Consider the following 21316-nt stretch of genomic DNA (forward strand, 5'->3'; position numbering starts at 1 on the left):
GCTGTCAGGAAGCGGTTCGCTTCTGCACAGACGCCAGCAGGTGAATTCGTGCGCAAGGCGGCCGCTTCTTGCTTGGCCGCCTCCGTGCTGATGTCGCGCCCCGCATGCTGCGGCGGGCATCATTTCGAACGATATCTTATACCTATGAGGAGCAGGCTTTAGCACGGAATTTATATCCCATGCCCCGCAATGTCTCAAGCTCGCCTTCCTCGCTGGACCATGCCGCAAGCGATTTGCGAATTCGTTTCACTGCCAGATCCACCGCGCGATCGCTGCCTTCATATTCGATGCCCCATACGCACTGGATAAGATGCTCCCTGTCGAACAATTGGTTCGGATGGCTCGCGAGGAATAGCAGCAAAGCCAAATCCCGCGGCGTCAAGTGTACACGCTGACCGCTCAGCAATACTTCGCGAGCCGTGTAATCGATTCGCAGGTTGCCGAATATAACGACCTCCTCGCTCCATACTTGCGGTATTCGCCTTAATACCGCTTGCACTCTGGCCACCACCTCGGCCCCGATGAAGGGCTTGACCAGATAGTCATCCGCTCCGCCGGTCAGACCCTCCAGCCTGTACTGAATATCCCCCAGCGCGGTCAGCATCATGACAGGACATGCGCTCCGTTCCCGAATATGCTTCAGGATCGACCAGCCGTCAATGCCAGGAAGCATCACATCCAGCAGCACCAGCGACGGCTTTCCCTTGGCGAACATGTCCAGCGCCTGGTCCCCGTCATAGGCTTGTTCGACCACATAGCCTTGCTTTTCCAGATAGACCTTTAACACCATGGATATGTTTGCCTCATCCTCGATAATTAGAATCTTGTGCATGTTGCACCTCCGCACATTTAAATGAAGTCATAGAAAGAATGAGAATTCATCGATTTCCCTTCCATTATTCGACAAAATCGACCTTACCTCCTGCTCGTTACTTTCGCACCGACATGAAGGTGGGAAAATCACTCTATACTTTTCAGAATGCGGTTCATAATATATTCGGCATCTGCAGCTACACCGCCAATTAATGCGGACCCTCTGTTATGCTGCCATGGCAAACCAAGAAAAAACAAGCCGTTCACCTGGCTGACACCCCTGATATGGTTTGGTTTTTCATGCTCGTTGATGGCATCAGGTATGTCAATCCAGCTGTAATCCGACTTATATCCGGTGGCCCAGATCACATTGCGAGCTTTGTGATGCGTTCCATCATTAAAAATGATTGTATCGTGACTCGCCTGAGCAGCTCGCGGATAAACGGTAATCGTTTTACGCTTTATGAATGATTTCAACTCTGTTCCGATGATTGGATCTCCGCGCTTGCTAAGTTTTTTTCCGATTCTGGTAGCAATATGCGCTTTGTATAAGCCCAGTTTTTCAAACCACCAGAAAATGCTTTCCCCCCCTATTTCCCGAGGGACGCACTTCATCGCCCCGCTTCCAGATATAAACACCGCCCGCCCCTGCCTGGACAATTCCATCGCGATTTGTGCGCCTGAATTGCCGCAACCGACAATCAATACATCGCCATCCTGCAGTTGATCCGCATTCCTGTAATGGGCTGTATGTACCTGAAACACATCCTCCGCAGACAGTTGACTGGCGAAATCCGGAATGCTCGGCTGCTGGAAGGGACCGGTCGCAATGACAACATGGGATGCCGTGAGGTTTCCTTTGTTCGTCTCAACTACAAATCCGCCGGTTTCTCTAGTTAATTTGGTAACTAATGTGTTCATTCGAACGTTCAATAGATGCTCCGACGCGTAACGCTCCAGCTCATCGGCGATTTCATCTTTATCGGCATACCCGCCCGGGTCCAGATTATCGAGATGGTTTCTTCCGGGCAAACGATTGATCCAGCGCGGTGTAAACAGCACAAGGGAATCGTATCTGTTTCGCCACACATCGCCAATACGTTCCTCTTTTCCCACAATCACATACGAAACACCGCAGCGGTTCAAATAATAACCCATAACAAGACCGGCCTGACTCGCTCCTATGATGACCACTTGATACGATGCATTCATAGCGCTACACTCTCTCTTCGGATGTTTGCGGGCGGGATCGTTTCTGCGCTTTCGTCACTTTGTTCAGCAGCAGCTTCAGCTTCACAATGCCAACGATGCGTTTATAGCCCAGAATCAATGACTTGCCTTTCGGCCGGAGGGCTCCGGGGATGTCAATCGATATTTTATGACGGACAGGGCGGCCCGACAATAAATCCAGAACAGCCCAAGCACTCAGCACACCGAACAGGCTTGCAGTCGGTCCGAGCTGGGGAATGCTCTCTTGCGATCCTTCAATCATCGATTGGGTCACCGGCAGCATTTCGATCGGCAAGTCCAGGGGCGAAATGACCCTTGAAAGAAAAGCCAGCGACGATAGCTGCTCCAGGTCGATTTGCTTGAACCGTCCGCCCAGCGGACGAATTTTGCCAGACCGATAATCATAGACTCTGAGCAATTGCGTCCCGGCAATGTCGTAGCCAGATATGACGGTTTTTTGCTGCCTCCAGGCTTCTTCATGCAGCATGACCTTTAATTGGATTACACTTTTCTCTGTAACGTCCATCCCATCAATAATGACTTCAGACGAACCTACAAAATAGTGAAGGTTTTGTTGTGTCACACCATCGCCCAGCACTTCACCCTTGATATAAGGATTAATCTGCTGCATGCGCTCCAGAATCGATTGCGCTTTGTGCTTCCCGATATCTGGCCCTGTGGCATTCTGCCGGTTCAGATTGCTCAATTCGAAGACATCCGGCTCTGCCAGCAGCAAACGTTCCGCGCCCATACGTACCAGCACCTCGATCGCCGCGCCGCCGATACTGCCACAACCCGCTATTCCGATTCGGCTTTTTCTCAGCCGTTGTTGATCCCCGCTGCTTATAAAGGGGTAATTCCGCTTGGTCAGCTCTTGATAATAAGTTTCTGCGCGCATGCCGTTGTCATCAAGCTCAACAGCTTCCTCCATCATATCGCCCCTATTTCTTCGCAAACTCCTTTTTTCCAGCGATTGGGTCGGATAACCTATACGAAATACATTAATGACATGCAGATCGTCTTCCACTGAAAAAATAGCTCTTAACCTTGCTGGAAATTCATCGATTTTTTGTCTCCATTGTGCGGATACGGACTCATGATATCCGGCTAGTCTGGCGTAGCCAAGATCCGCAATCGCGCTATGGGGCTGCACCGCTAACTGATACTTTTCAGCAGCAAGCAAAATTCTTTGCAGCACCCGGCCTCCTTGCAAATAGCTGAGCCGATCACCGTCTTTCGTTCGCAACAGACATACCGCAGGAGCGCTGTTCACCAAATTCGTTTCTTGCATGAAGGCAAGTACGCGATGGTATCCCAGCCTGTTCAATATACGAACAGCCCGCCAATCCATGCCGATCCTCCCGAACCGCGCGATCCATGCAGGGATGTTAAAATGCTCCAGCGGCAAACCATCCCTGTGATGAGCTGCCTCCTTAGCCGTATAACGCAAAAAAGAAAACAACTCCCGATGGGTCGGCTCATGCGAAAATTTGAACCGGCCGGCTTCGCCAGCCATGACAGCCAAGCGCTTAATTTGTGTTCTGTCTGTAATGACGCACAGCTCCAGCCCTTCCTCTGCGGCAATCTTTTGCAAAGCCTCGATCTGTTCATGCGGTACGGATGTCCGTTTATACTTCGAACGGTTCATGGAGCGCTGCTCTATATAGCGATAGAGATCCTGCTGCTGCTGCAAACCGGATAATGAGCGCCCCGCTGCGGGTACGAATGTGATGGAAGCAACCACTGGATCGTCATCGGTTCTCTCTTTGGGGGTTCGCTCTTTGGGAAACCATACTATTTGCGCCAGGAAGCCTCTGTGGAGGGCGGCCAAAGAAATATTTTCAATCGCAGCGCCCAAAGCAATCGACCCTTCCTTTTCATCCGGGTCCAGCTCGTGCAATATTCTGTATTGCGCATTATACATAACGTCAAGCCTCTGACCATCAAAGCGAAATTTCCATCCTTGGGCATTATGAGGCGATGGGGCGAGCGCAGCTTCATATGTAAAAAGATTGATGAGATCTTCCGTAATCGTTTCCTGATTCATTATCTGGACTCCTTGTGAGCGATTATCCGATTCCCGGTACATATTCCTGATAAAACGATTCGATAACGACTTTATTCTCCTCACACAATGCGTCCCGGCTCTTGGCAGCACTCAGCTCGATCAAGGAAAATCGCACAATCATTTTGCCCTTGCACTGTTTATTGACTTGTTCCAGCAAATCGCAGTAATAGCTTCTCACTTCAATATGGTTCAAGCCCTTGTGCGTGTCCAGATTATACGCGGTGAGCGGATCATTATCGCGCAGCACTGCTGCCAGAGCGGCTTTGTCCGGTGTGATGAGCGCTGACAAATAGGGCTGATCGCAGCCAACAACGATACAGAATTGAACGATTGCGCTTTGACCAATCAAGCTTTCGATATGCTGGCATTCCGCTAATGGATCCATAGCTATACCTCCCCGACCTTGGCTTGCCATTCTTTAATATCGTAAGGCGTAATCCGCGTATCGATAACCATATAGACAGGATGACAGATGGACTGCACGATGATGTGGCATGCAATGCAATCCGCTCTCAACTGGTTGTAAATATCCTCATATCTTTCTTTCGTTAAAGGAACAAACCGTCTGCGGCGATATAAAAGGGTAGCGGAATTATACTTATTGACCTTCACAACGACACAAGGATTGTTCTGCTGCAGTGATTTATACGTTACAAAGTCGCTAATTTTAGAAAATATGCTGAATGAGCGATATTTTTTCAGGACAACGAGCGACTTGATTTCAGAGAAACCTCTTCTAGGGATAACTGCAACACAGCCTGCAATTTCGCCGCCGATCAGCACTTTATGGAAGAAGCTTTGATGAAGCTCAACCGAGCCATAATTCATCCCTTCAGAATGCAGCAATTCTATTACACTTGGAATATCTGCCTTGCAGATCGGTCTGATTTCTGCAGGATCATTCATAACCGACACCCAACACCCTTCCCGACAACTGCGCAATAATTTAATCTCGCAGAACACGTTTATCCAACTCATAGTAATGTCCGATTGTGTCTAAACGATGTCGAAATATGTAACTTTGTGAAAAAACACTGCAATTGTTAAAGCGGAGGCACTTTGCTTGGTTCGCATCAGATGCAGCGCGGCGGGGACTGTCCCAAAAGGGCAAGACCAGGTGAGTCAATCCCATAAAAGATGCAAAAGAACCTTCAAAACCACTATGTAAGTGGAGCTGAAGGTTCCTATTTGATCCAATATCACTTGCATAGCGGGACTGATCCTGCCAAAAATGCCCTTTGTGACAGCCCCTTCGCTAGATTCAGCTGGATTCGCGAATCCAGACGAGCATGGCGCCGGGTTGGCGGTTGTCCCATGCGTAATAAGGTATCGCGCTTACCTCTATATTCTCGGAGCGGCCGCGCTTATTCGCGTACAGCTTCCCTGCCCAATCCTGCTCTATCGGACGCTGAGCCATCGTCCGAATTACGGCGACGCCTTCCAGAAGGCTGGCGTCGAATTTCACGTTCAGCGGCGCTTCCGGCGACAAGCTCAGCTTGTCCAGACCGGGACCATTGTCCGCCTCTTCCAGACAATAAACTACCGGCCCGCGCTGGATCGCCACACGGCCGCGGTCTGCCGCAACGGCAGGATTCACGTAGATACGCTCCGCGACCATCTCCATCTCAAGCTCGACACGATCGCCGTTATTCCATACGCGATCCAGCACGATGTAGCCTTTTTCAACCGAAGCCGGTTGCTTCTCACCGTTCACAGACACTTCCACCCGGCTGCACCATCCCGGCCGACGCAGCTTAAGAGCGAACTCGGATGATTTCCCCAGTTCCAGCGTAACGGCAACATGACCTTCCCACGGATAGTTCGTCTGCTGGCGCAGCTTCACTTGCTCTCCGTTAACGGCAAGCTCACCTGTGCTTTGGACATACAGATTTACAGCCGCTTCGCGCTCGCCTTCGGAGTAGATGTACTGCCCCAACGTTGTCAACAAACGGCTAAGGTTAGCCGGACAGCAGGATACCTCGAACCATTCCTGACGATGATGCTGCCCATGACTCTCCAACGGATTGACATAGAAAAATGATTTTCCGCTAAGCGACACACCCGAAATGGCGCCATTATAGAGAGCCCGCTCCAGAACGTCCGCATACTTGGCTTCTCCCGTTGCATGCAGCATCCGATGATTCCAGAACACGAGGCCGATCGAAGCGCAGGTTTCACAGTATGCCGTGTCGTTCGGCAGATCGTATTCGTCCGTGAAGCCTTCATTTCCTTCGGATGAGCCGATTCCGCCCGTAATATACATCTGCGTCTCTGTCAGATGATTCCACAGGTTTTTGCAGGCGTCCATCAGCGTTGGATCGTTGTATTCCTCCGCCAAATCCGCCATTGCACTGTACAGATACATCGCCCTGACGGAATGGCCGACCACCTGCTCCTGCTCGCGAACCGGCTTATGCGACTGGCTGTAATCATGCGTCGTCTGTCTGCCCGGCGCGCTAAAATAATGCTCGAAGTAAGCCGGCGTTCCGCCGCGCGCTTCTTTCTCTGAATCGAAATAATTCGGCTGCCGACCGCGCTCGTCAACGAAATATTTGCTCAAATCGAGGTAGGACCTATTGTTCGTGCAGCGATATAAACGGACAAGCGCCAATTCAATCTCCGGATGACCGCAATAGCCTTGAATCTGGCCCTCGGCACTTCCGAATACCTGTGCGATATAATCGGCATATTTGCAGACGACATCCAACAGCTTCCTGCTTCCCGTTGCTTCGAAGTGGGCAACGCCCGCTTCGAACAGATGCCCCGCACAGTACAGCTCATGCGCATCCTTCAAATCCATCCATCGCTTGCCCGGTTCAACAGCGGTGAAATAAATGTTCAAGTATCCGTCAGGCTGCTGCCCGGACGCTAGCAAATCTATCGTCTCGTCAACCCGCTTCTCAAGCTCCGCATCAGGATGCAGAGCCAGGCTATAGCTGGCCGCCTCAATCCACTTGGTGACATCCGAATCCCAGAATACATGCGGCTTCGGCTCGCCTTCCCTCCACTGCAGCTTCAATGCTTCGAGACGTCCGCTCCGCTCGCATTGATCATAGATTGCCGGAATCGTATGCTCACGGTTCGTTCTGCTCCGCTCCATCCAAAAAGGATCGTCGATGCGCACCCGTGTAAACGGGACGGGGTTAAGCTTCGTTTGTATGTCTAACATCTGACATCCTCCTTTATCTCTATCAAAATTTGCACGTTCTGCACAGCTATTGCTTCGCTGCTTTCTTGAATCGAATAACGTTCCACGATACCTTCGGCAGCGCAACGGTCAGTCTTCCACCGCTCATCTCGGCCTCGCCCCTGTTGTGGGGCACTACGCGATAAGGATTCGCTGCTGTATTGCACGCTTTGAGATCATCGCTTTCCAATACGAGATGCTCCGCCAAGCTGTAATCCTCGAAGCTGCGCAAATCGCAGTCCAGTTGCAGCGGATTTACGGTATCCCGGTTAACGGCAAAGATCGTCAGCTCCCCGTTCTCCTCATTCCACACAGCGGTGGATTCCAGATAAGGAACATCGGTAAAATCCTTGCTGTCATAGACCGGAGAGCTCACAACGGTTCTTAGCGCCATGCCTCTGCCATACAGCGAAGCATGAAGGAATGGATAGAAGATCGTCTGCCGCCATGCCGGGCCGCCATTCTCTGTCATAATCGGCGCAATAACATTGACGAGCTGCGCCAGACAGGCAATTTTAACGCGATCCGCATGTTTCAGCAGTGTAATCAGCATAAGGCCGACTACAACAGCATCCTCGAACGTATACACATCCTCCAGTTGCGGAGGCGCAATTTGCCAAGGCTCAATCACCTTATCTGACTCCAGCGTATGGAACCAAATATTCCATTCATCGAAGGAGAGATTGATCGTTTTCTTGCTGCGCTTCTTCGCCTTGATGTAATCGCAGGTGGAGATGACCGTACGAATAAATTCATCCATATCAAGCGTCCGGCCCAAATAGTTGGCAATATCGTTGTCCGGGTTGCCGTAATACGTATGAAGCGAGATATAATCGACATGCTCATACGTATGGTCAAGCACTGTCGCCTCCCATTGCGGGAAGGTCGGCATCGCTCTGAACGAGCTGCCGCAGGCAACCAGCTCGATGGACGGGTCCACCCATTTCATCGCTTTGGCCGCTTCGCTGGCTGTGCGTCCATATTCATCAGCAGTCTTCTGTCCAATCTGCCACGGACCGTCCATTTCATTGCCCAGACACCACAGCTTAATATTGTGCGGATCGCTGTAGCCATGCGCCTTCCGCAGGTCACTCCAATAAGTGCCGCCCGGATGATTGCAATATTCGATGATGTTTCTCGCCGCATCCAGATCGCGTGTGCCGAGATTGACTGCCATCATCACTTCCGCATTGACGTTCTTCGCCCATTGCATAAATTCATTCGTGCCAACCTGATTCGTCTCAAGCGCCCGCCAAGCAAGATCCAGCCTGCGAGGCCTGCTGTCCTTGGGTCCTATGCCGTCTTCCCAGTTGTACCCGGAGACGAAGTTGCCGCCAGGGTATCGAACCAATGGCACCCGCAGCTCCCGGACCATATCCGCAACGTCGCCGCGAAAGCCGTCGGCATCCGCCGAAGCGTGGCCAGGCTCATAGATTCCGCCGTATACGGCACGACCCATATGCTCAATGAAGGAGCCGTAAATCCGACTGTCAATCTCAGATAGTACATAAGCCCGGTCCAGCACCATGCTCGCCTTATGTCCCGATGCCACTCTTGCTTTATGTTCAGATGCCACCTCATATCAACTCCATCTTGAATGCTTTATTTGAGACCTGAAACCGAGATTCCTTTAATAAAGTAGCGCTGCGCGAAGAAGAACAGCAGCACGCACGGCAGCAGAATTAACGCGGAAGCCGCCATCAGGTAGTTCCATTGGATGATGTTGAAGGAGCTTTTGAAATCCATAATGCCAAGCGTCAATGTTTTCAGGCTGTCATCGTTGATGAAGATGAGCGGCTTGAAGAAATCATTCCAGAAGAACATGAATGCGAAGATCGAGATCGCCGCAAGTACCGGCTTCGACAGCGGGAGAATAATTCTCCAGTAGATGCGGAACAGGCCTGCGCCATCGATCATCGCCGCTTCATCCAGACTCTTCGGAATGCCGATAAAGAACTGCCGCAGCAAGAAAATATTGTACGGCGAGCCGAACCATTCCGGCACAATAAGCGGCTTCAGACTGTCGATCCATCCCAATTGCTTGAAGATCAAGAATTGGGGGACAATGGTCACCTGCGGCGGAATCATCATCGTAGCGATAATCAAATAGAAGATGATATTGCTTCCCTTGAATTTAATTCTCGACAATCCGTAAGCTACGAGCGAGCTTGATATGACCGTGCCTACTATGCCGAGAACCGTAATGATTGCAGTATTTTTGAAGTAGGTGAAGAACGGTATATCTGTAAATACATGCAGGTAGTTCGACCATTGAGGGTCTTCCGGAATCCATTTGGCCGGTACCATGAATACGCCGAGATTCGTCTTAAGACTGGATGAGACCATCCATAGAATCGGCACGATTGCTACAAGCGAGAAAAAAATTAGCAGAGCGTACCATATGAGCTTGCTTGCGTCGCGCTTCACGCCGGTTCGTCCCTTACGAGAGGATGAGCCGACTGAAGACATGTTGGTCGCATTCGCGGACATTGCACTCATCCCCCTTTATCTGTCGTAATGCACAAACCGTTTGGACAGCTTGAACTGCAGAACCGTCAACACAAACACCATCAGGAAAAGAACGACAGACAGCGTTGAAGCATAGCCCATATCGAAATATTTGAATCCATTCAAGAAGATATAAAGGACGAGGAATAACGTGCTGTCGCTCGGGCCTCCGCCCGTCATCACATAAGCCTGCGTAAACACCTGGAAGCTTAGAATGAGTCCCATTACCGAGTTGAACAGAACGGTTGGCGATAGCATAGGCAGTGTCACATGCCAGAACAGCCGAAATTTCGATGCGCCATCCAGATGGGCGGCCTCATACATGTAATCCGGTATATCCTGCAGACCTGCGAGGAAAATAACCATTGGCCCGCCGATGCTCCACAGACTCATCAGCACCAATGCCGCTAAGGAGAACTTCTCATCGAACAGCCACTCGGGACCGGCAATGCCGAACCAGCCCAGCACATCATTTACAAGTCCGAATTTGGGATTATACATCCAGCTCCAGATCATCGCTACCGCTACACCCGACATAATGGACGGCAAATAGATCAGTGTCCGGAACAATTTCATCGCTTTCAGCTCTTTATTAAGCAGCATTGCGGCCAGCATAGCCACAATAACTTGAAGCGGGACACTCGTTAAGGTATAGATTAGCGTTACTTTAACCGACTGATAGAAGAGCGGGTCTTTAAACATCTTCACGTAGTTGTCCAGTCCAATGAATGTGGGCGTGGACATGAGGTCCCATTGAAAGCCGCTTATTGCAAACGTGTACAGCACTGGCGCCCCGGTAAAAAACAAAAAACCTATGATCCATGGAGAGATGAATAAATAACCCGCAAGATTATTTTGTTTCATGCGCCATTAGTCCTTCCTTCTTGTCATTTGACCGTGAGGAGGAGCGCAAAGTCTCCCCCTTCGATCAACATCATTATTTATTCTTTTCGATAACCGACTGCGCTTTAGCCTGAAAAGCTTTCATCGCTTGCTCTGCGGTTACTTTGCCCGTGAAAATTTGCTCCAGCTCTTTCTGCAGCTCATCCGTTGCTTGCTTGACGCCCGGCGCATAAGGAAGCAGTCGGCCATAGTCGGCGGTATCGCCAATCAAGTGCGTGCTTGCAGGCATTTTGGTATCGTATACTTCCTTGTCGCTCACCGATTTGCGCGTCGGCAGGAAGCCTGCCTTACTGTCTATGCCTTCCTGCACTTCAGGTCCGCTCAGCCATTTAATCAGCTCCCAAGCCTCTTCTTTATGCTTGGATTTGGATGACATCGTGAAGTAGGACGTGTGCAGCACTGTGCTTGCTTGCTTCTGCTTCGGCAGCGGGGCGATATCCCACTCGAAATCCTTAATATCCTTGTACGTATCCTTCAGCCACACGCCGTTGCGAGTCATTGCCACAAGTCCGCTCGGGAACAGATCGCCTTGACCAGACATCTCTGCAAGTGTAGGTGCTACTTTATGCTTGTTCGTAATGTCCGCCCAGAATTGCAATGCTTCGATAACTTCCGGCGAGTCAAAATTCGCCTTCTCATCCTTGAAGAAATCGCCGCCATTCTGACGCACCGCAATCTCAGCCGGAATCCACCAGTTCGTGTTGGAGTCGGAGCCGTATTGCACAATTTTGTCGCCTTCCTTGACCGTCAGCTTCTTCGCGGCCTCCAAATAGTCATCCCATGTCCAATCTCCTGTCGGGTACGCTACATTGGCTTTGTCGAACATCGTTTTATTGTAGAACAGCATTTGCGGAGCGAGAGCATAACCCAAGCCGTATATTTTATTGTCAATCTTGCTCAGCTCAAGAGACACATCGTAGAAGTCGCTAATATCGAACGAGTTGTCCTTCTCGATATAGGGGGTCAAATCCTCGACGACGCCTTTTTTCGCTACATCCGGCGTAGTTGTCTCATACATCGTCATAACGTCAGGCGCGTTGCCGCCCGAGATCATCGTAAACAGCTTGTCCTCATAGGAATCAGCCATGAAGTTCAGCTTCACTTTAATATTCGGGTGATTCGACTCGAAGGTTTTCAGTGATTCCTCCCAAAATTCCTTGTCTCCCCAGATAGAGAAGGACAGTTCAACTTTATCGCCGGACGAGCCGGAACCTGAATTGCCGCCGGCATTATTGTTGTTTCCACAGCCTGCAACGATTAACATAAAGACCATAACTGCACTCAGTAGCATAGACCATTTTTTCATTGTGAATGCAACCTCCCTTAGGTTTACTTTCTCTTAATGCCAGCCATTTATTCCTGATCCCTAGCTGCATCACCACCTTAAATAGATTTCATTAGATAAACGCTTAACCAATGTACGCGCTTACAAATCATTCTAAAAGTGATAAATCTAATTAATCGATTAACTTATTGGGCAATAAAAAGGGCTTCATTGAAGCCTCGCAACTGTGTTTCTGACAATCAACTGACAGTCCAGCTTGTATTTGCGCTCCTCAACTGAATTACCGTGAATCAAATCAACGATGACATCAATCGATTTCTTCCCCATCTGCCGCAGCGGCAAATCGACCGTCGTAAGCTTAGGCGTATAGTAGAAGCTGAATTCGCGGTTGTCGAAGCCGATAACCGATACTTCTTCCGGCACTTTAATTCCCATATCTCTGCACGCATCCAGCACGCCGCCGGCCATCAGATCATTCATCGCCATAATTGCGGTCGGCCTGGACTCCAGCGAGAGCAGCTCCTTGGCCAGCTCATAGCCCGAATCATACTGCCAGTTGCCTGTCTTGATGTAAGAGGGCTCGAAGGTCAAGTGATTCTCCATAACCGCCTTGTAGTAGCCATTGAACCGGGCAAGCGCGGGCGCCGAGCCGATCAGACCGCTAATGGTGGCAATCCGCTCATGCCCCTGCCCGATCAGATAGGAAGCCGCTTCATAAGCCGCCTGCTCATCGTCGTAATTAACGGAGTAATCGGCGTCATCCGTCGAATAGCAGTATATATAAACAATCGGTTTCTTAGTGTCGATAAGCCCTTTCACATCGCGGGGATGCACGCCCAGATACAGAATACCGTCCACCTGCTTGCTTAGCAGATCGTTAACCGCATCTTCAATCGCGCCCCTGCACTTGTCAAAGTTCTCGAAGTCATTGCCGATCCGCTTATTAATCCGCAAGTTGGACAAAATAATGCCGAAGCCGTTTTGTTCAGCGCTTTCATTAATGCCGTCGATAATTTCCGGCGAGTTGAATACCGTAATATCCTCGACGATAACGCCAATGGTGCTTGTCTTGTTGATCTTCAGACTCTTGGCGATACTATTGGGCTTGTAATTCAGCTCCCGAACAATGTCCATAACCTTTTTCTTCGTTTCTTCGCTGATATTGCCCCTGCCGTTCAGCACATAGGAGACCGTAGCGGTCGAAACATTAGCTACTTTCGCAATATCTTTAATAGTGACCATCGTCTGTCCCTTTCGTTAAGCCATAATCATAGCCGGCTGCTCACGTTTGACTCGTTTGTATAGTTAATCGTTTCACTGAAATTAATATACACCCGCTTTGATGGTTTGTAAAGCACCCGTTTTAAAAAAATTCTCCCCTACGAGCATCCCTAGCCTGCCAATTTATTCTGCACACGACGTTCCACCCTGCCCATACGTCCCGTTATTGTTGCGCAGCAGCTGCGCTGCGGCAGCAATCTGTACATTACTGCAAAAATGCTGTTCTTACATCGAAAAAAGACCCATTTCGCAAAAATTGCTGCAATACTACATCAAATATCGCCACCAGCCCAGTAAACAGCGTTTTTCGGAGTTCCTTACTGCACTTTTGCAGTAAGGAGCCTTTCAACTGGTCATTCTGCAACTTTTTGCTGTATTTTCGCAGCAACGGTACTCCAGCAACCGTTGAATCTACTGATCCGATGGCAAGCGCCATTACGAAGTTTATGAAGGAGCTTTACATACGTTCCAGCCGCGCCGCGCAGCCGCTTTCCCTGTTTAGGACGAGGCTGCGCATCATATACTACAGGGAGTCCAAATATTTGCTGCCCGGCCTCTCTATTGCGAACTCCTCCATTACCTTCGTCCAGGCATCGATATGGGCATCTCCGACTTTATCTATTATGGCTTGCAGCTGTTCCATCTGCACCTTGGTCAGCTTCTGCAGCAGCTGTGAGCCGCTATCCGTCAGGAACAGCCGTTTCACCCGCTTATCGCGCGGATCTGCATCCGTCATGATGCAGCCCTTCTCCTTCAACTGTCTGAGCGGCGCGTTCAACGCCTGCTTGGTTACTTCGAGAATGGCAAGTAGCTCGTTGACGCTAAGTCCGGGAAAATGCCCGACAAAAAAGAGAATCCGGTGATGAACGCGCTGAATGTCGTATTTCTCCGCTATCATATCCGGCTTTTCATTAAAACTGCGGTATGCAAAAAAGAATAAAGCAATCTTCTTATAAAGCGCATGCTCATGATCCGATGCCGTCACTCTGTTAAGCACCCCTTCCATATCCCCTTTTTGTTTTCAGTATATCAAAATAAAGGAATAGGTCAATCATATTGACGTATTCCCAGACACACCTATATAATTGTTAGGTCAATGAATTGCCCTATTGGAGTGCCCATGTAAGGGGGACGCAGTCAACGCTATGAAAATTATAACGATCATTGTCCAAATCGGAATTCTCTATCTGTTCTACCTGGCGGGAGACGGCATTCAAGAGCTGCTGAACCTGTCGCTGCCGGGAAGCATCCTTGGTCTGCTTCTATTATGGGCGGCTCTGCTGTGCAAGCTGCTGCCGGCCAAATGGATTGATTCCGGGGCGAATTTCATCCAAAACTATTTGCCGCTCATCTTCATCCCGGCTACAATCGGCATTATGAATTATTTTAATATTTTCGCGGGCAAGGGGATGCTGCTCATTCTCGTCGTGATTGCCAGCACGCTTATTACGATGATCGCAGCAGGCTATACGAGTCAATTCATTACCCGACGGTCCGGCAAAGGGCAGGAAAGGAACGTTAACGATGCCACTTACAGCAATTATCATCATCGTTCTGACAATCGCGCTGTATCTTCTGATGAGCCGTATCTATAAGAAATTCAAGCTGCCGTTTCTAGTACCGGTCATTACGACATCCTTCATCATCATATTGATCCTGACCGGCCTCCATATCCCTTACGATACATTCATGATCGGCGGACAGTGGATCAATCTGCTGCTGGGTCCTGCCGTAGTCTCGCTTGCCTACCCGCTTTACAAGCAGCGGACGCAGCTGATGCAGAATGCCGTCCCGATTCTGAGTGGAGTGATCGTCGGCTCCGTTGTGGGCATGGTTACCGGCTTGGCGTTCGCCGAGTTGCTCGGCGTGACGAAGCAGATTCTTTATACGCTCCTGCCCAAATCGATTACGACGCCTGTGGCGATTCAGATCGCCGACGAGCTTGGCGGCATCTCTTCACTCGCGGCATCCTTCGTCATGATAGCCGGATTCACGGGTCTTATATTGGGGCCGCTCACGTTCAAATTATGCAGAATCGACAGCATGATCGGCCGGGGAATCGGGCTGGGGAGCGCCTCTCACGCCATCGGCACGGTGAAGGCGATCGAATATGGCGAGCAGGCTGTATCCATGAGCTCTGTCGCCATGACAATTTGCGCATTGGTGGGCTCCTTGCTCGCTCCTCTTATCGTCTGGTTCTTATAACTTAACGGGAGTCGCCCTTAGCCGCTACTTCATAAACTTGCGGATCAGGTTGAGCTTCTTCACGGAATAGGGCGGGTGAAGGAAGCTCCAATTGAACTTCGCCCTCTTCTTAAGCACGCTTTTCATATGAGAGAATGTCTCAAAGCTCTTGCGCCCGTGATAAGCCCCTGTGCCGGATGCTCCTACCCCGCCGAACGGCAGATGGGGGCTGGCCAAATGGAGTATCGTATCATTCACGCAGCCGCCGCCGAACGAGACCCTCTCCAGCACCTTCTCCTCCGTCTTCTTATCGCTTGTGAACAGGTACAGCGCTAGCGGCTTGGATCTTCCATTAATGCGCTTAATGGCCGCATCGAGATTATCGTAAGCCAGCACAGGAAGGATAGGTCCGAATATCTCTTCCTCCATTATTTTATCTTCCCACATTACATGGTCTATAATCGTAGGACCCACATACAGGTCATCCCGCCTTGAATCGCCGCCTGCCGCAATTTTGCCCGCATCCAGCAATCCCGTCAGTCGTTCCCAATGCCGCTCGTTCACAATTCTGCCGAGATCGGCGCTCTTATGCGGATCATCGCCGTAGAAGGCTGCTATCTTCTCCTTCAGCTTGACGATAAGCGCCTCTTTAATATCCTGATGGACCAGAAGATAGTCCGGGGCAACACAGGTTTGCCCGGCGTTGAGAAACTTGCCCCATACGATTCGATGCGCGGCCGTATCAAGATCGGCGTCCCGCTCCACAATGCAGGGACTCTTCCCGCCCAATTCGAGCGTCACAGGCACTAGATTCTTCGCCGCCGCCTCCATTACAATGCGGCCAATTTCAGTGCTGCCGGTAAAGAATATATAGTCAAAGGGAGTATGAATAAGCGCGGAGACAACCTCTTTGCCCCCTTCTGCAACACTAATATACCGCTCTTCAAAATTCGCCCGAATGATGGCTGCGATAACTGCCGACACATGCGGTGTATACTCCGATGGCTTCACAACGGCGCAATTGCCGGCGGCAATCGCTCCGATCAGCGGCTCAATGGCCAGCATGAACGGATAGTTGAAAGGTCCGATGACCAGTACCGAGCCATACGGCTCCGGGTAAATATAGCTCTTCGAGCCCCAATGGACGAGCGGTGTTCGCACCCGTTTGACCTTCGCCCATTTTCTGAGATGCCTGCTTATATAACGGATACTATCGTACACGAACCCGATCTCTGTCGTGTAAGCTTCAAACTCCGATTTGCGGAGATCCTTGCGCATCGCCTCAATTATCAGGGATTCATTGCACTTGATAGCAGTCTTCAACAGCTGGAGCTGCTTAAGCCGATAATCCACGGATTGCGTTGCGCCGGACTGCACATATTGCTGCTGATTCCGCACCAGCTCCATAACCGTTGTTCGAGTAATCGCCTCCATCGGTCCCGCCCCCTCTTCATGCATGCTGTAATTGCGCGTCTCTATGCATTTTGTCACTGCATAACAATAGTCGTTCTGTTACAATTGTAACCATACCCTACTATAATTCCAGCTGTACGCGAATAAAATGATAACGAGGTGCACACTGATGAGAAAAGAACATATCGTTTATTTTAAAGTGTTCCATAAAGGGCAGGCAAGCTTGCTGCGGGGACTTCTCTATCTGGAGGAAGGCCAGGAGCCTGCCATTCAAGATTTCGAGCAGTGTCTGCGGGCTTGCGGGCATGATGTCCGCGCCGTCATCGATCAGGAGCAGTTTATATTTACAGCTTACAGGGACGGCGAGGAATACACCATTGATGTTATCGAGGATTATGAGAAGAATCATCGGGATCTCTACTCCGACAATCTGAACAAAACCTTTATCAAGAAGGACCCTACGCTGTAGAGCTGACTAACGTCTTATGACGTCACCCCCAGAGTGAAAATGGGAGCCGTTTGACCGCCGAAGTGTGACCGAGCACCGTGTGCCGCGATGGCACCGCGCGCTGGGAGGCGCGAGCGGTGCGGATCCGGGGAGCTTCCGGATTCGTTTTGTTGGAGCGGTCACAATCGCCAGCAAGGCATTAGCTTCAACCACCGCCGGAGTGCTCGGGGTTCCATTGCTGCATAAATACAGTAAAAAAGATCAAAATGACCATTTGCAAGGCTACTTGCTGCAAAAATGCACCTAATGAAACCCGAATAACACTGATTACTCTGACTAGTGGCGATATTTGATGTATTTTTACAGCAACTTTAGTGGAATGAGACTTTTTTCGATGCAGGAACTGTACTTTTGCAGTTATGCCTAAAAGTAAACAAAGACCACTCGTTGATCAGCGCCGTATTCGGATAAAGAGCGTCCGCCTTCTACTGCTGCTCCAAATAACTGCTTTCTGGCATGGGCATGAGAATGTGCAGGACGAGGCTCCGACCCTTATCGCAGAGCTATATCATTATATCGATTATCAATCGTTTCACGCATGAACGATTCCATGCTTTGTATCGCTTGCTCTTCTGTCTGCCTGGCATCCATAACAAGCCGTATCCATTCTGCTTCGCTTGCTGTCTCCTCTGCACTGTCTGTTATTCCAACAATCTCTGCAAATAGTTGAGACAATCTGGTGTAGCAAGCTGCAGCAGCGCTCAACTGCGGCCAGATCCCTTGCAGCGTATCGACATACAGCTGAACATCTCTTTTGGATGCCGCATAGTCATTGAATACTTGCCGCGCGCCAGCCCTATCGTAGTCGCCCGTTCGAAGTGCATGAATAATTGCATCATAGGCACTCCTTCCACAGGCATAATGCGATTCAGGCAGCATCGGATCATGCGTCTCCCATTTATAAATCGCCTGTATACAGGATTCCTTATATACCGCCAACTCATCCAACTCTATCCGCGAATCAAAAACCTGATAATACCAATAAGGAGACCGGTTAATTCCAAAATCGGCGTAAGGCACGATTTGATGTTCATCGTTCGAACCATCCAAGTAGTAGAGCTCGCTCCTCTCATCATCATACCCAGCTGCTATAACAAATCCGTCCTTCCAAAATACGGCGCCCATCCCGTGATCTATCGATCGCTTAATAACGGAAACTGCACGCTTCTGATATAACGGAAAGGTTACGTCGAAACTATAGCCCGCCTGCTGCGACGATGTTATCCCCAGAAAGTCGGCAGCCAAAAAATTTTCGGCCATCCAATTGTAGACGGTGGATGAATCCGCAGCTAATTTCCGGTTAACGGTAAAGCGGAACCCCGTCACTGACATGCCGGAGAGCATAGGCTTAGCCAACGTTGTCCATCCCCCATGCGCCAGAATGCCATGCATAGCATCCACGTAGGACCTGGATTCAGCCTTCATTTGCAATTCAGACAATAAGACCGCGCCCATGTCTTCACTCCTTTGTTCATCTCGGCGAGTGCGTGCCCCATCTGGGAACAGTAGATCGCTTCAGATCAGGATATTTGCCAGCAATCGCACGAAAAAGACTTATGGCCTGTTCCTCCAATGACTCTGCCGCTGTCAGCATGGCAATTAATTCATGAACTTGTCTCCGATCCACTCTCCTTAGTCCGGCTGTCTCCTTTATGCAGCCCTTAATGCCCGAAACCGTACATACAAGATGGTCATAGAGATTGAATGCCTGCCCTAACTCCGGCCAAGTTCCGCTAACCGCTTGCAAATAGTCCCTGATTTCTGTTCTCGCACATAAGTAATTATCCAGAATATACACGGCTCCGTCTTCATCGAAGCCCCCCTTCTCCAACCCCTGCCTTAAAAAGGCATACGCCATTCTTCCTGAAGCAATATCCGTGTGCGGCAATGTTTTGTATGGTGTCTCCCAGTCCAATATAGCTAGCCGGAGCGATTCGAGGATCATCGTTTCCCTCGCAACATGCACATGCTCGCCAAACACCTGACAATACCAGAAGGGCGTAGAGTTCAAGCCAAAGTTATGATACAGTACAATCTGGCCCTCCCTGGAAGAACCATCCTGCACGTAAAAGACCTCATCCTCATCATCATAGCCATAGATGACGCCAAATTCCGGAAGCCAGTAGATCACGCCGATCCCGCGATCCAGACTGTCCTTCACCGCCTGCACCGCATCCTGTTGGTAGTAGCGAAACGTAGGATGCCTCGTACGTCCTCCATCCCATTCCGTATATACACCCAGATTGTTGACTGCTTGCCAATGCTCATCTCCCCACTGGCCATATGCCGTGACAGACATCGGGAGAAGCTTCTCATGTACGGTAAATTTGAACGCCATGCCGCTGAGCCCTGAGAGCATATATTTAGGGCCGTTGAATATATGGGCCGCTGTTAATACAGCATATAAACTATCGGTATACGACTTCGATTCTCGTATCAGCCGAATGTGCTCCAAACATGCGCTGGACATCATTTTCCCCCTCGATCTCTATCTCTAGCCCTTCGCACCCGTTTCCCTGCTCATGATTCATCCTCTCCATTTAATTGAGCAAGCAGTTTCAGACATCTGCCCTGCAATTTCGTTCGCAGCCATTTCGGAGCTACTACCTGCTGCCACTCAGAGCTGAGCAAATGCTGCAGGAAGGAATCGATATCATAAAATTCAATGTTGTAAAGAAGCTCCCCCATGGACTGAGCAGGGTAGCCCTTCCATGTCTCTCCGATAAGGGGGCTCGATAAACGCACCGCAGCAATGAATGGCTTACGTACAGGCGAGCCTCCGGCTTCCCATCCGACAGGTTCAATTGTCCGCTCGAATCTAACATCGGTGACGGTCACATGTTCAATGCTGTCAAGGCGGAAGATTCGCTGTTTATGCTGCTGTTCACAGAAGGCGATCACATAGTCGCCATTATAATGATTCATTAGTCTGAACGGGCAGATGCCAAGTCGCGTCGCCTCTTCCTCTGGATGCTTATATACAATTTGGACAATTAGACAATCCTGTATCGCATGAGACAGCAATTCGATGTTCTGCATAAGCCGAGGATGCGCATCAAAGACAGGAAGCCTATCTGTGACAGTCCCGGCATGCTGCTCATCGGTAAACCGGCTAAGCAGATGTCCCACGCGATTGACAGCGGACGCATTATCGTAACTGTAATGACGGTAACGGAAAGCGAGAAATTTGAGCACCTGTTTCTCTTCTTCAGTCATATATAAGAGTGGAAGCACATAGGTTGGATGCTCGTAGCAGTAGCCACGGTTTTTGGACATATACAGCAGGGGGGCACGCAAAGAAATACCAAGATACTCAATATCACGCTGCGCCTGCCGTCTGGAAATTTCGAACTGCTGTGCAAGATGATTGCTGTTCGGATATTTGCCCTCTCTAATTTGCTGGTCAAACCATTGAATCCGATGCATATTGCTCATTCAGCAAGCTCCCCCTCCACAGAATACGCAATGCCGTTAACCATATACTACATGATTTATCCGCTTAACTGGAAAGTATATTAAGTATTACAAGCCCCCATCCCTGTGTAACAAGGACGGAGGCTTGTAATTGCCTCACCATTATCCGGTGATCGCATCTACCTTCAATTGCGGCGCTTTATAGCATCTTTTGCATACCTTGATCGCTGTCCCATCAGACTTCGTGCGGGGGTAGAGCAATTTGATTCTCGTAGCACTGCAAATCGGACAGGTTCCGCGACCTCGTGAAGGAAGGCTCCACAATACGCGTCCTCTTTTTGTTTTTGCCATTCATTCTTAACCCCATTTCCAAACATCTCTTATGGCCATTCATGTCCGGCCCTGCAAAGGATTGCGAACTGCAAACACCCATAGATGATAAGCACCATGCCCGCCTCCTATTGCACCCCTATTATAAAACAACTGATACGACATAAAATGTCGTATCAGTTGCGGGTTTTT

20 protein-coding genes are annotated in these 21316 nt (G+C 49.9%); 3 read left to right on the forward strand and 17 right to left on the reverse strand.

The window, feature by feature from the left end:
- Positions 1-142: 142 nt before the first annotated feature.
- The 12 genes from L6H65_RS19970 to L6H65_RS20025 form a co-directional block, all read right to left on the reverse strand.
- Positions 143-832, reverse strand: coding sequence for a response regulator transcription factor (locus L6H65_RS19970; protein ID WP_236344413.1), 690 nt, complete (start codon positions 830-832; stop codon positions 143-145).
- Between the two features lie 128 nt (positions 833-960).
- Positions 961-2025 (reverse strand): flavin-containing monooxygenase, encoded by a 1065-nt coding sequence (locus tag L6H65_RS19975; protein ID WP_236344414.1) that lies wholly within the window; start codon positions 2023-2025, stop codon positions 961-963.
- A gap of 4 nt (positions 2026-2029) precedes the next feature.
- Entirely contained in the window at positions 2030-4090 is a 2061-nt protein-coding gene (locus L6H65_RS19980; protein ID WP_236344415.1) for a ThiF family adenylyltransferase, read from the reverse strand.
- A 22-nt stretch (positions 4091-4112) separates the two neighbouring features.
- A complete protein-coding gene (locus tag L6H65_RS19985) occupies positions 4113-4496 on the reverse strand; it encodes a hypothetical protein (RefSeq protein WP_236344416.1) in 384 nt (127 codons plus the stop codon).
- A gap of 2 nt (positions 4497-4498) precedes the next feature.
- The gene (locus tag L6H65_RS19990; RefSeq protein WP_236344417.1) at positions 4499-5026 is read right to left on the reverse strand and encodes a GNAT family N-acetyltransferase; all 528 of its coding nucleotides are present in this window, start codon (positions 5024-5026) and stop codon (positions 4499-4501) included.
- Positions 5027-5372: 346 nt separating this feature from the next.
- Entirely contained in the window at positions 5373-7280 is a 1908-nt protein-coding gene (locus L6H65_RS19995) for a glycoside hydrolase family 127 protein (RefSeq protein ID WP_236344418.1), read from the reverse strand.
- A gap of 46 nt (positions 7281-7326) precedes the next feature.
- Positions 7327-8826 carry an arabinosylfuranosidase ArfA gene (gene arfA, locus L6H65_RS20000; protein WP_236344491.1) on the reverse strand — a complete coding sequence of 500 codons (1500 nt, stop codon included), beginning with the start codon at positions 8824-8826 and terminating at the stop codon, positions 7327-7329.
- Positions 8827-8900: 74 nt separating this feature from the next.
- A complete protein-coding gene (locus tag L6H65_RS20005) occupies positions 8901-9788 on the reverse strand; it encodes a carbohydrate ABC transporter permease (protein WP_236344419.1) in 888 nt (295 codons plus the stop codon).
- Positions 9789-9803: 15 nt separating this feature from the next.
- Positions 9804-10670, reverse strand: coding sequence for a carbohydrate ABC transporter permease (locus tag L6H65_RS20010; protein ID WP_236344420.1), 867 nt, complete (start codon positions 10668-10670; stop codon positions 9804-9806).
- 73 nt (positions 10671-10743) lie between these two features.
- A complete protein-coding gene (locus L6H65_RS20015) occupies positions 10744-12015 on the reverse strand; it encodes an ABC transporter substrate-binding protein (RefSeq protein ID WP_236344421.1) in 1272 nt (423 codons plus the stop codon).
- A 186-nt stretch (positions 12016-12201) separates the two neighbouring features.
- On the reverse strand, positions 12202-13236 hold the full coding sequence (locus L6H65_RS20020) for a LacI family DNA-binding transcriptional regulator (RefSeq protein WP_236344422.1): 1035 nt from the start codon (positions 13234-13236) through the stop codon (positions 12202-12204).
- A gap of 562 nt (positions 13237-13798) precedes the next feature.
- Entirely contained in the window at positions 13799-14272 is a 474-nt protein-coding gene (locus L6H65_RS20025; protein ID WP_236344423.1) for a MarR family winged helix-turn-helix transcriptional regulator, read from the reverse strand.
- A gap of 148 nt (positions 14273-14420) precedes the next feature.
- Here L6H65_RS20025 and L6H65_RS20030 point away from each other — a divergent pair, with 148 nt between their 5' ends.
- Together L6H65_RS20030 and L6H65_RS20035 are read left to right on the forward strand one after the other, a co-directional pair.
- Positions 14421-14870 carry a CidA/LrgA family protein gene (locus L6H65_RS20030; protein ID WP_236344424.1) on the forward strand — a complete coding sequence of 150 codons (450 nt, stop codon included), beginning with the start codon at positions 14421-14423 and terminating at the stop codon, positions 14868-14870.
- The gene (locus tag L6H65_RS20035; protein ID WP_236344425.1) at positions 14800-15480 is read left to right on the forward strand and encodes an LrgB family protein; all 681 of its coding nucleotides are present in this window, start codon (positions 14800-14802) and stop codon (positions 15478-15480) included. Before L6H65_RS20030 ends, L6H65_RS20035 begins: the two co-directional genes overlap by 71 nt.
- 24 nt (positions 15481-15504) lie before the next feature.
- On the opposite strand, the gene L6H65_RS20040 is transcribed toward L6H65_RS20035, so the two are convergent.
- The gene (locus L6H65_RS20040; protein WP_290370460.1) at positions 15505-16917 is read right to left on the reverse strand and encodes an aldehyde dehydrogenase; all 1413 of its coding nucleotides are present in this window, start codon (positions 16915-16917) and stop codon (positions 15505-15507) included.
- A 124-nt stretch (positions 16918-17041) separates the two neighbouring features.
- Between L6H65_RS20040 and L6H65_RS20045 the strand changes: the two genes are divergently transcribed.
- Complete coding sequence (locus L6H65_RS20045) at positions 17042-17341, forward strand: hypothetical protein (RefSeq protein ID WP_236344427.1); 300 nt, start codon at positions 17042-17044, stop codon at positions 17339-17341.
- Between the two features lie 531 nt (positions 17342-17872).
- Here L6H65_RS20045 and L6H65_RS20050 read toward each other — a convergent pair.
- The 4 genes from L6H65_RS20050 to L6H65_RS20065 all read right to left on the reverse strand — a co-directional run bounded on the left by L6H65_RS20050 (position 17873) and on the right by L6H65_RS20065 (position 21145).
- Complete coding sequence (locus L6H65_RS20050; RefSeq protein ID WP_236344428.1) at positions 17873-18835, reverse strand: hypothetical protein; 963 nt, start codon at positions 18833-18835, stop codon at positions 17873-17875.
- Positions 18836-18851: 16 nt separating this feature from the next.
- Complete coding sequence (locus L6H65_RS20055; protein WP_236344429.1) at positions 18852-19853, reverse strand: cysteine peptidase family C39 domain-containing protein; 1002 nt, start codon at positions 19851-19853, stop codon at positions 18852-18854.
- A gap of 47 nt (positions 19854-19900) precedes the next feature.
- Entirely contained in the window at positions 19901-20815 is a 915-nt protein-coding gene (locus L6H65_RS20060) for a helix-turn-helix transcriptional regulator (RefSeq protein WP_236344430.1), read from the reverse strand.
- Between the two features lie 141 nt (positions 20816-20956).
- Complete coding sequence (locus tag L6H65_RS20065; RefSeq protein ID WP_236344431.1) at positions 20957-21145, reverse strand: hypothetical protein; 189 nt, start codon at positions 21143-21145, stop codon at positions 20957-20959.
- Positions 21146-21316 lie beyond the last annotated feature (171 nt).

It is taken from the genome of Paenibacillus plantiphilus (assembly GCF_927798095.1).
GTDB classification, from domain to species: domain Bacteria; phylum Bacillota; class Bacilli; order Paenibacillales; family Paenibacillaceae; genus Paenibacillus_Z; species Paenibacillus_Z plantiphilus.

Coding starts and splice junctions, on each gene's coding strand:
- L6H65_RS19970 (WP_236344413.1), bottom strand. CDS start 832: ATGCACAAGATTCTAATTATCGAGGATGAGGCAAACATATCCATGGTG.
- L6H65_RS19975 (WP_236344414.1), bottom strand. CDS start 2,025: ATGAATGCATCGTATCAAGTGGTCATCATAGGAGCGAGTCAGGCCGGT.
- L6H65_RS19980 (WP_236344415.1), bottom strand. CDS start 4,090: ATGAATCAGGAAACGATTACGGAAGATCTCATCAATCTTTTTACATAT.
- L6H65_RS19985 (WP_236344416.1), bottom strand. CDS start 4,496: ATGGATCCATTAGCGGAATGCCAGCATATCGAAAGCTTGATTGGTCAA.
- L6H65_RS19995 (WP_236344418.1), bottom strand. CDS start 7,280: ATGTTAGACATACAAACGAAGCTTAACCCCGTCCCGTTTACACGGGTG.
- arfA (WP_236344491.1), bottom strand. CDS start 8,826: ATGGTGCTGGACCGGGCTTATGTACTATCTGAGATTGACAGTCGGATT.
- L6H65_RS20005 (WP_236344419.1), bottom strand. CDS start 9,788: ATGTCCGCGAATGCGACCAACATGTCTTCAGTCGGCTCATCCTCTCGT.
- L6H65_RS20010 (WP_236344420.1), bottom strand. CDS start 10,670: ATGAAACAAAATAATCTTGCGGGTTATTTATTCATCTCTCCATGGATC.
- L6H65_RS20015 (WP_236344421.1), bottom strand. CDS start 12,015: ATGAAAAAATGGTCTATGCTACTGAGTGCAGTTATGGTCTTTATGTTA.
- L6H65_RS20020 (WP_236344422.1), bottom strand. CDS start 13,236: ATGGTCACTATTAAAGATATTGCGAAAGTAGCTAATGTTTCGACCGCT.
- L6H65_RS20030 (WP_236344424.1), top strand. CDS start 14,421: ATGAAAATTATAACGATCATTGTCCAAATCGGAATTCTCTATCTGTTC.
- L6H65_RS20035 (WP_236344425.1), top strand. CDS start 14,800: ATGCCACTTACAGCAATTATCATCATCGTTCTGACAATCGCGCTGTAT.
- L6H65_RS20040 (WP_290370460.1), bottom strand. CDS start 16,917: ATGCATGAAGAGGGGGCGGGACCGATGGAGGCGATTACTCGAACAACG.
- L6H65_RS20045 (WP_236344427.1), top strand. CDS start 17,042: ATGAGAAAAGAACATATCGTTTATTTTAAAGTGTTCCATAAAGGGCAG.
- L6H65_RS20050 (WP_236344428.1), bottom strand. CDS start 18,835: ATGGGCGCGGTCTTATTGTCTGAATTGCAAATGAAGGCTGAATCCAGG.
- L6H65_RS20055 (WP_236344429.1), bottom strand. CDS start 19,853: ATGATGTCCAGCGCATGTTTGGAGCACATTCGGCTGATACGAGAATCG.
- L6H65_RS20060 (WP_236344430.1), bottom strand. CDS start 20,815: ATGAGCAATATGCATCGGATTCAATGGTTTGACCAGCAAATTAGAGAG.
- L6H65_RS20065 (WP_236344431.1), bottom strand. CDS start 21,145: ATGGCAAAAACAAAAAGAGGACGCGTATTGTGGAGCCTTCCTTCACGA.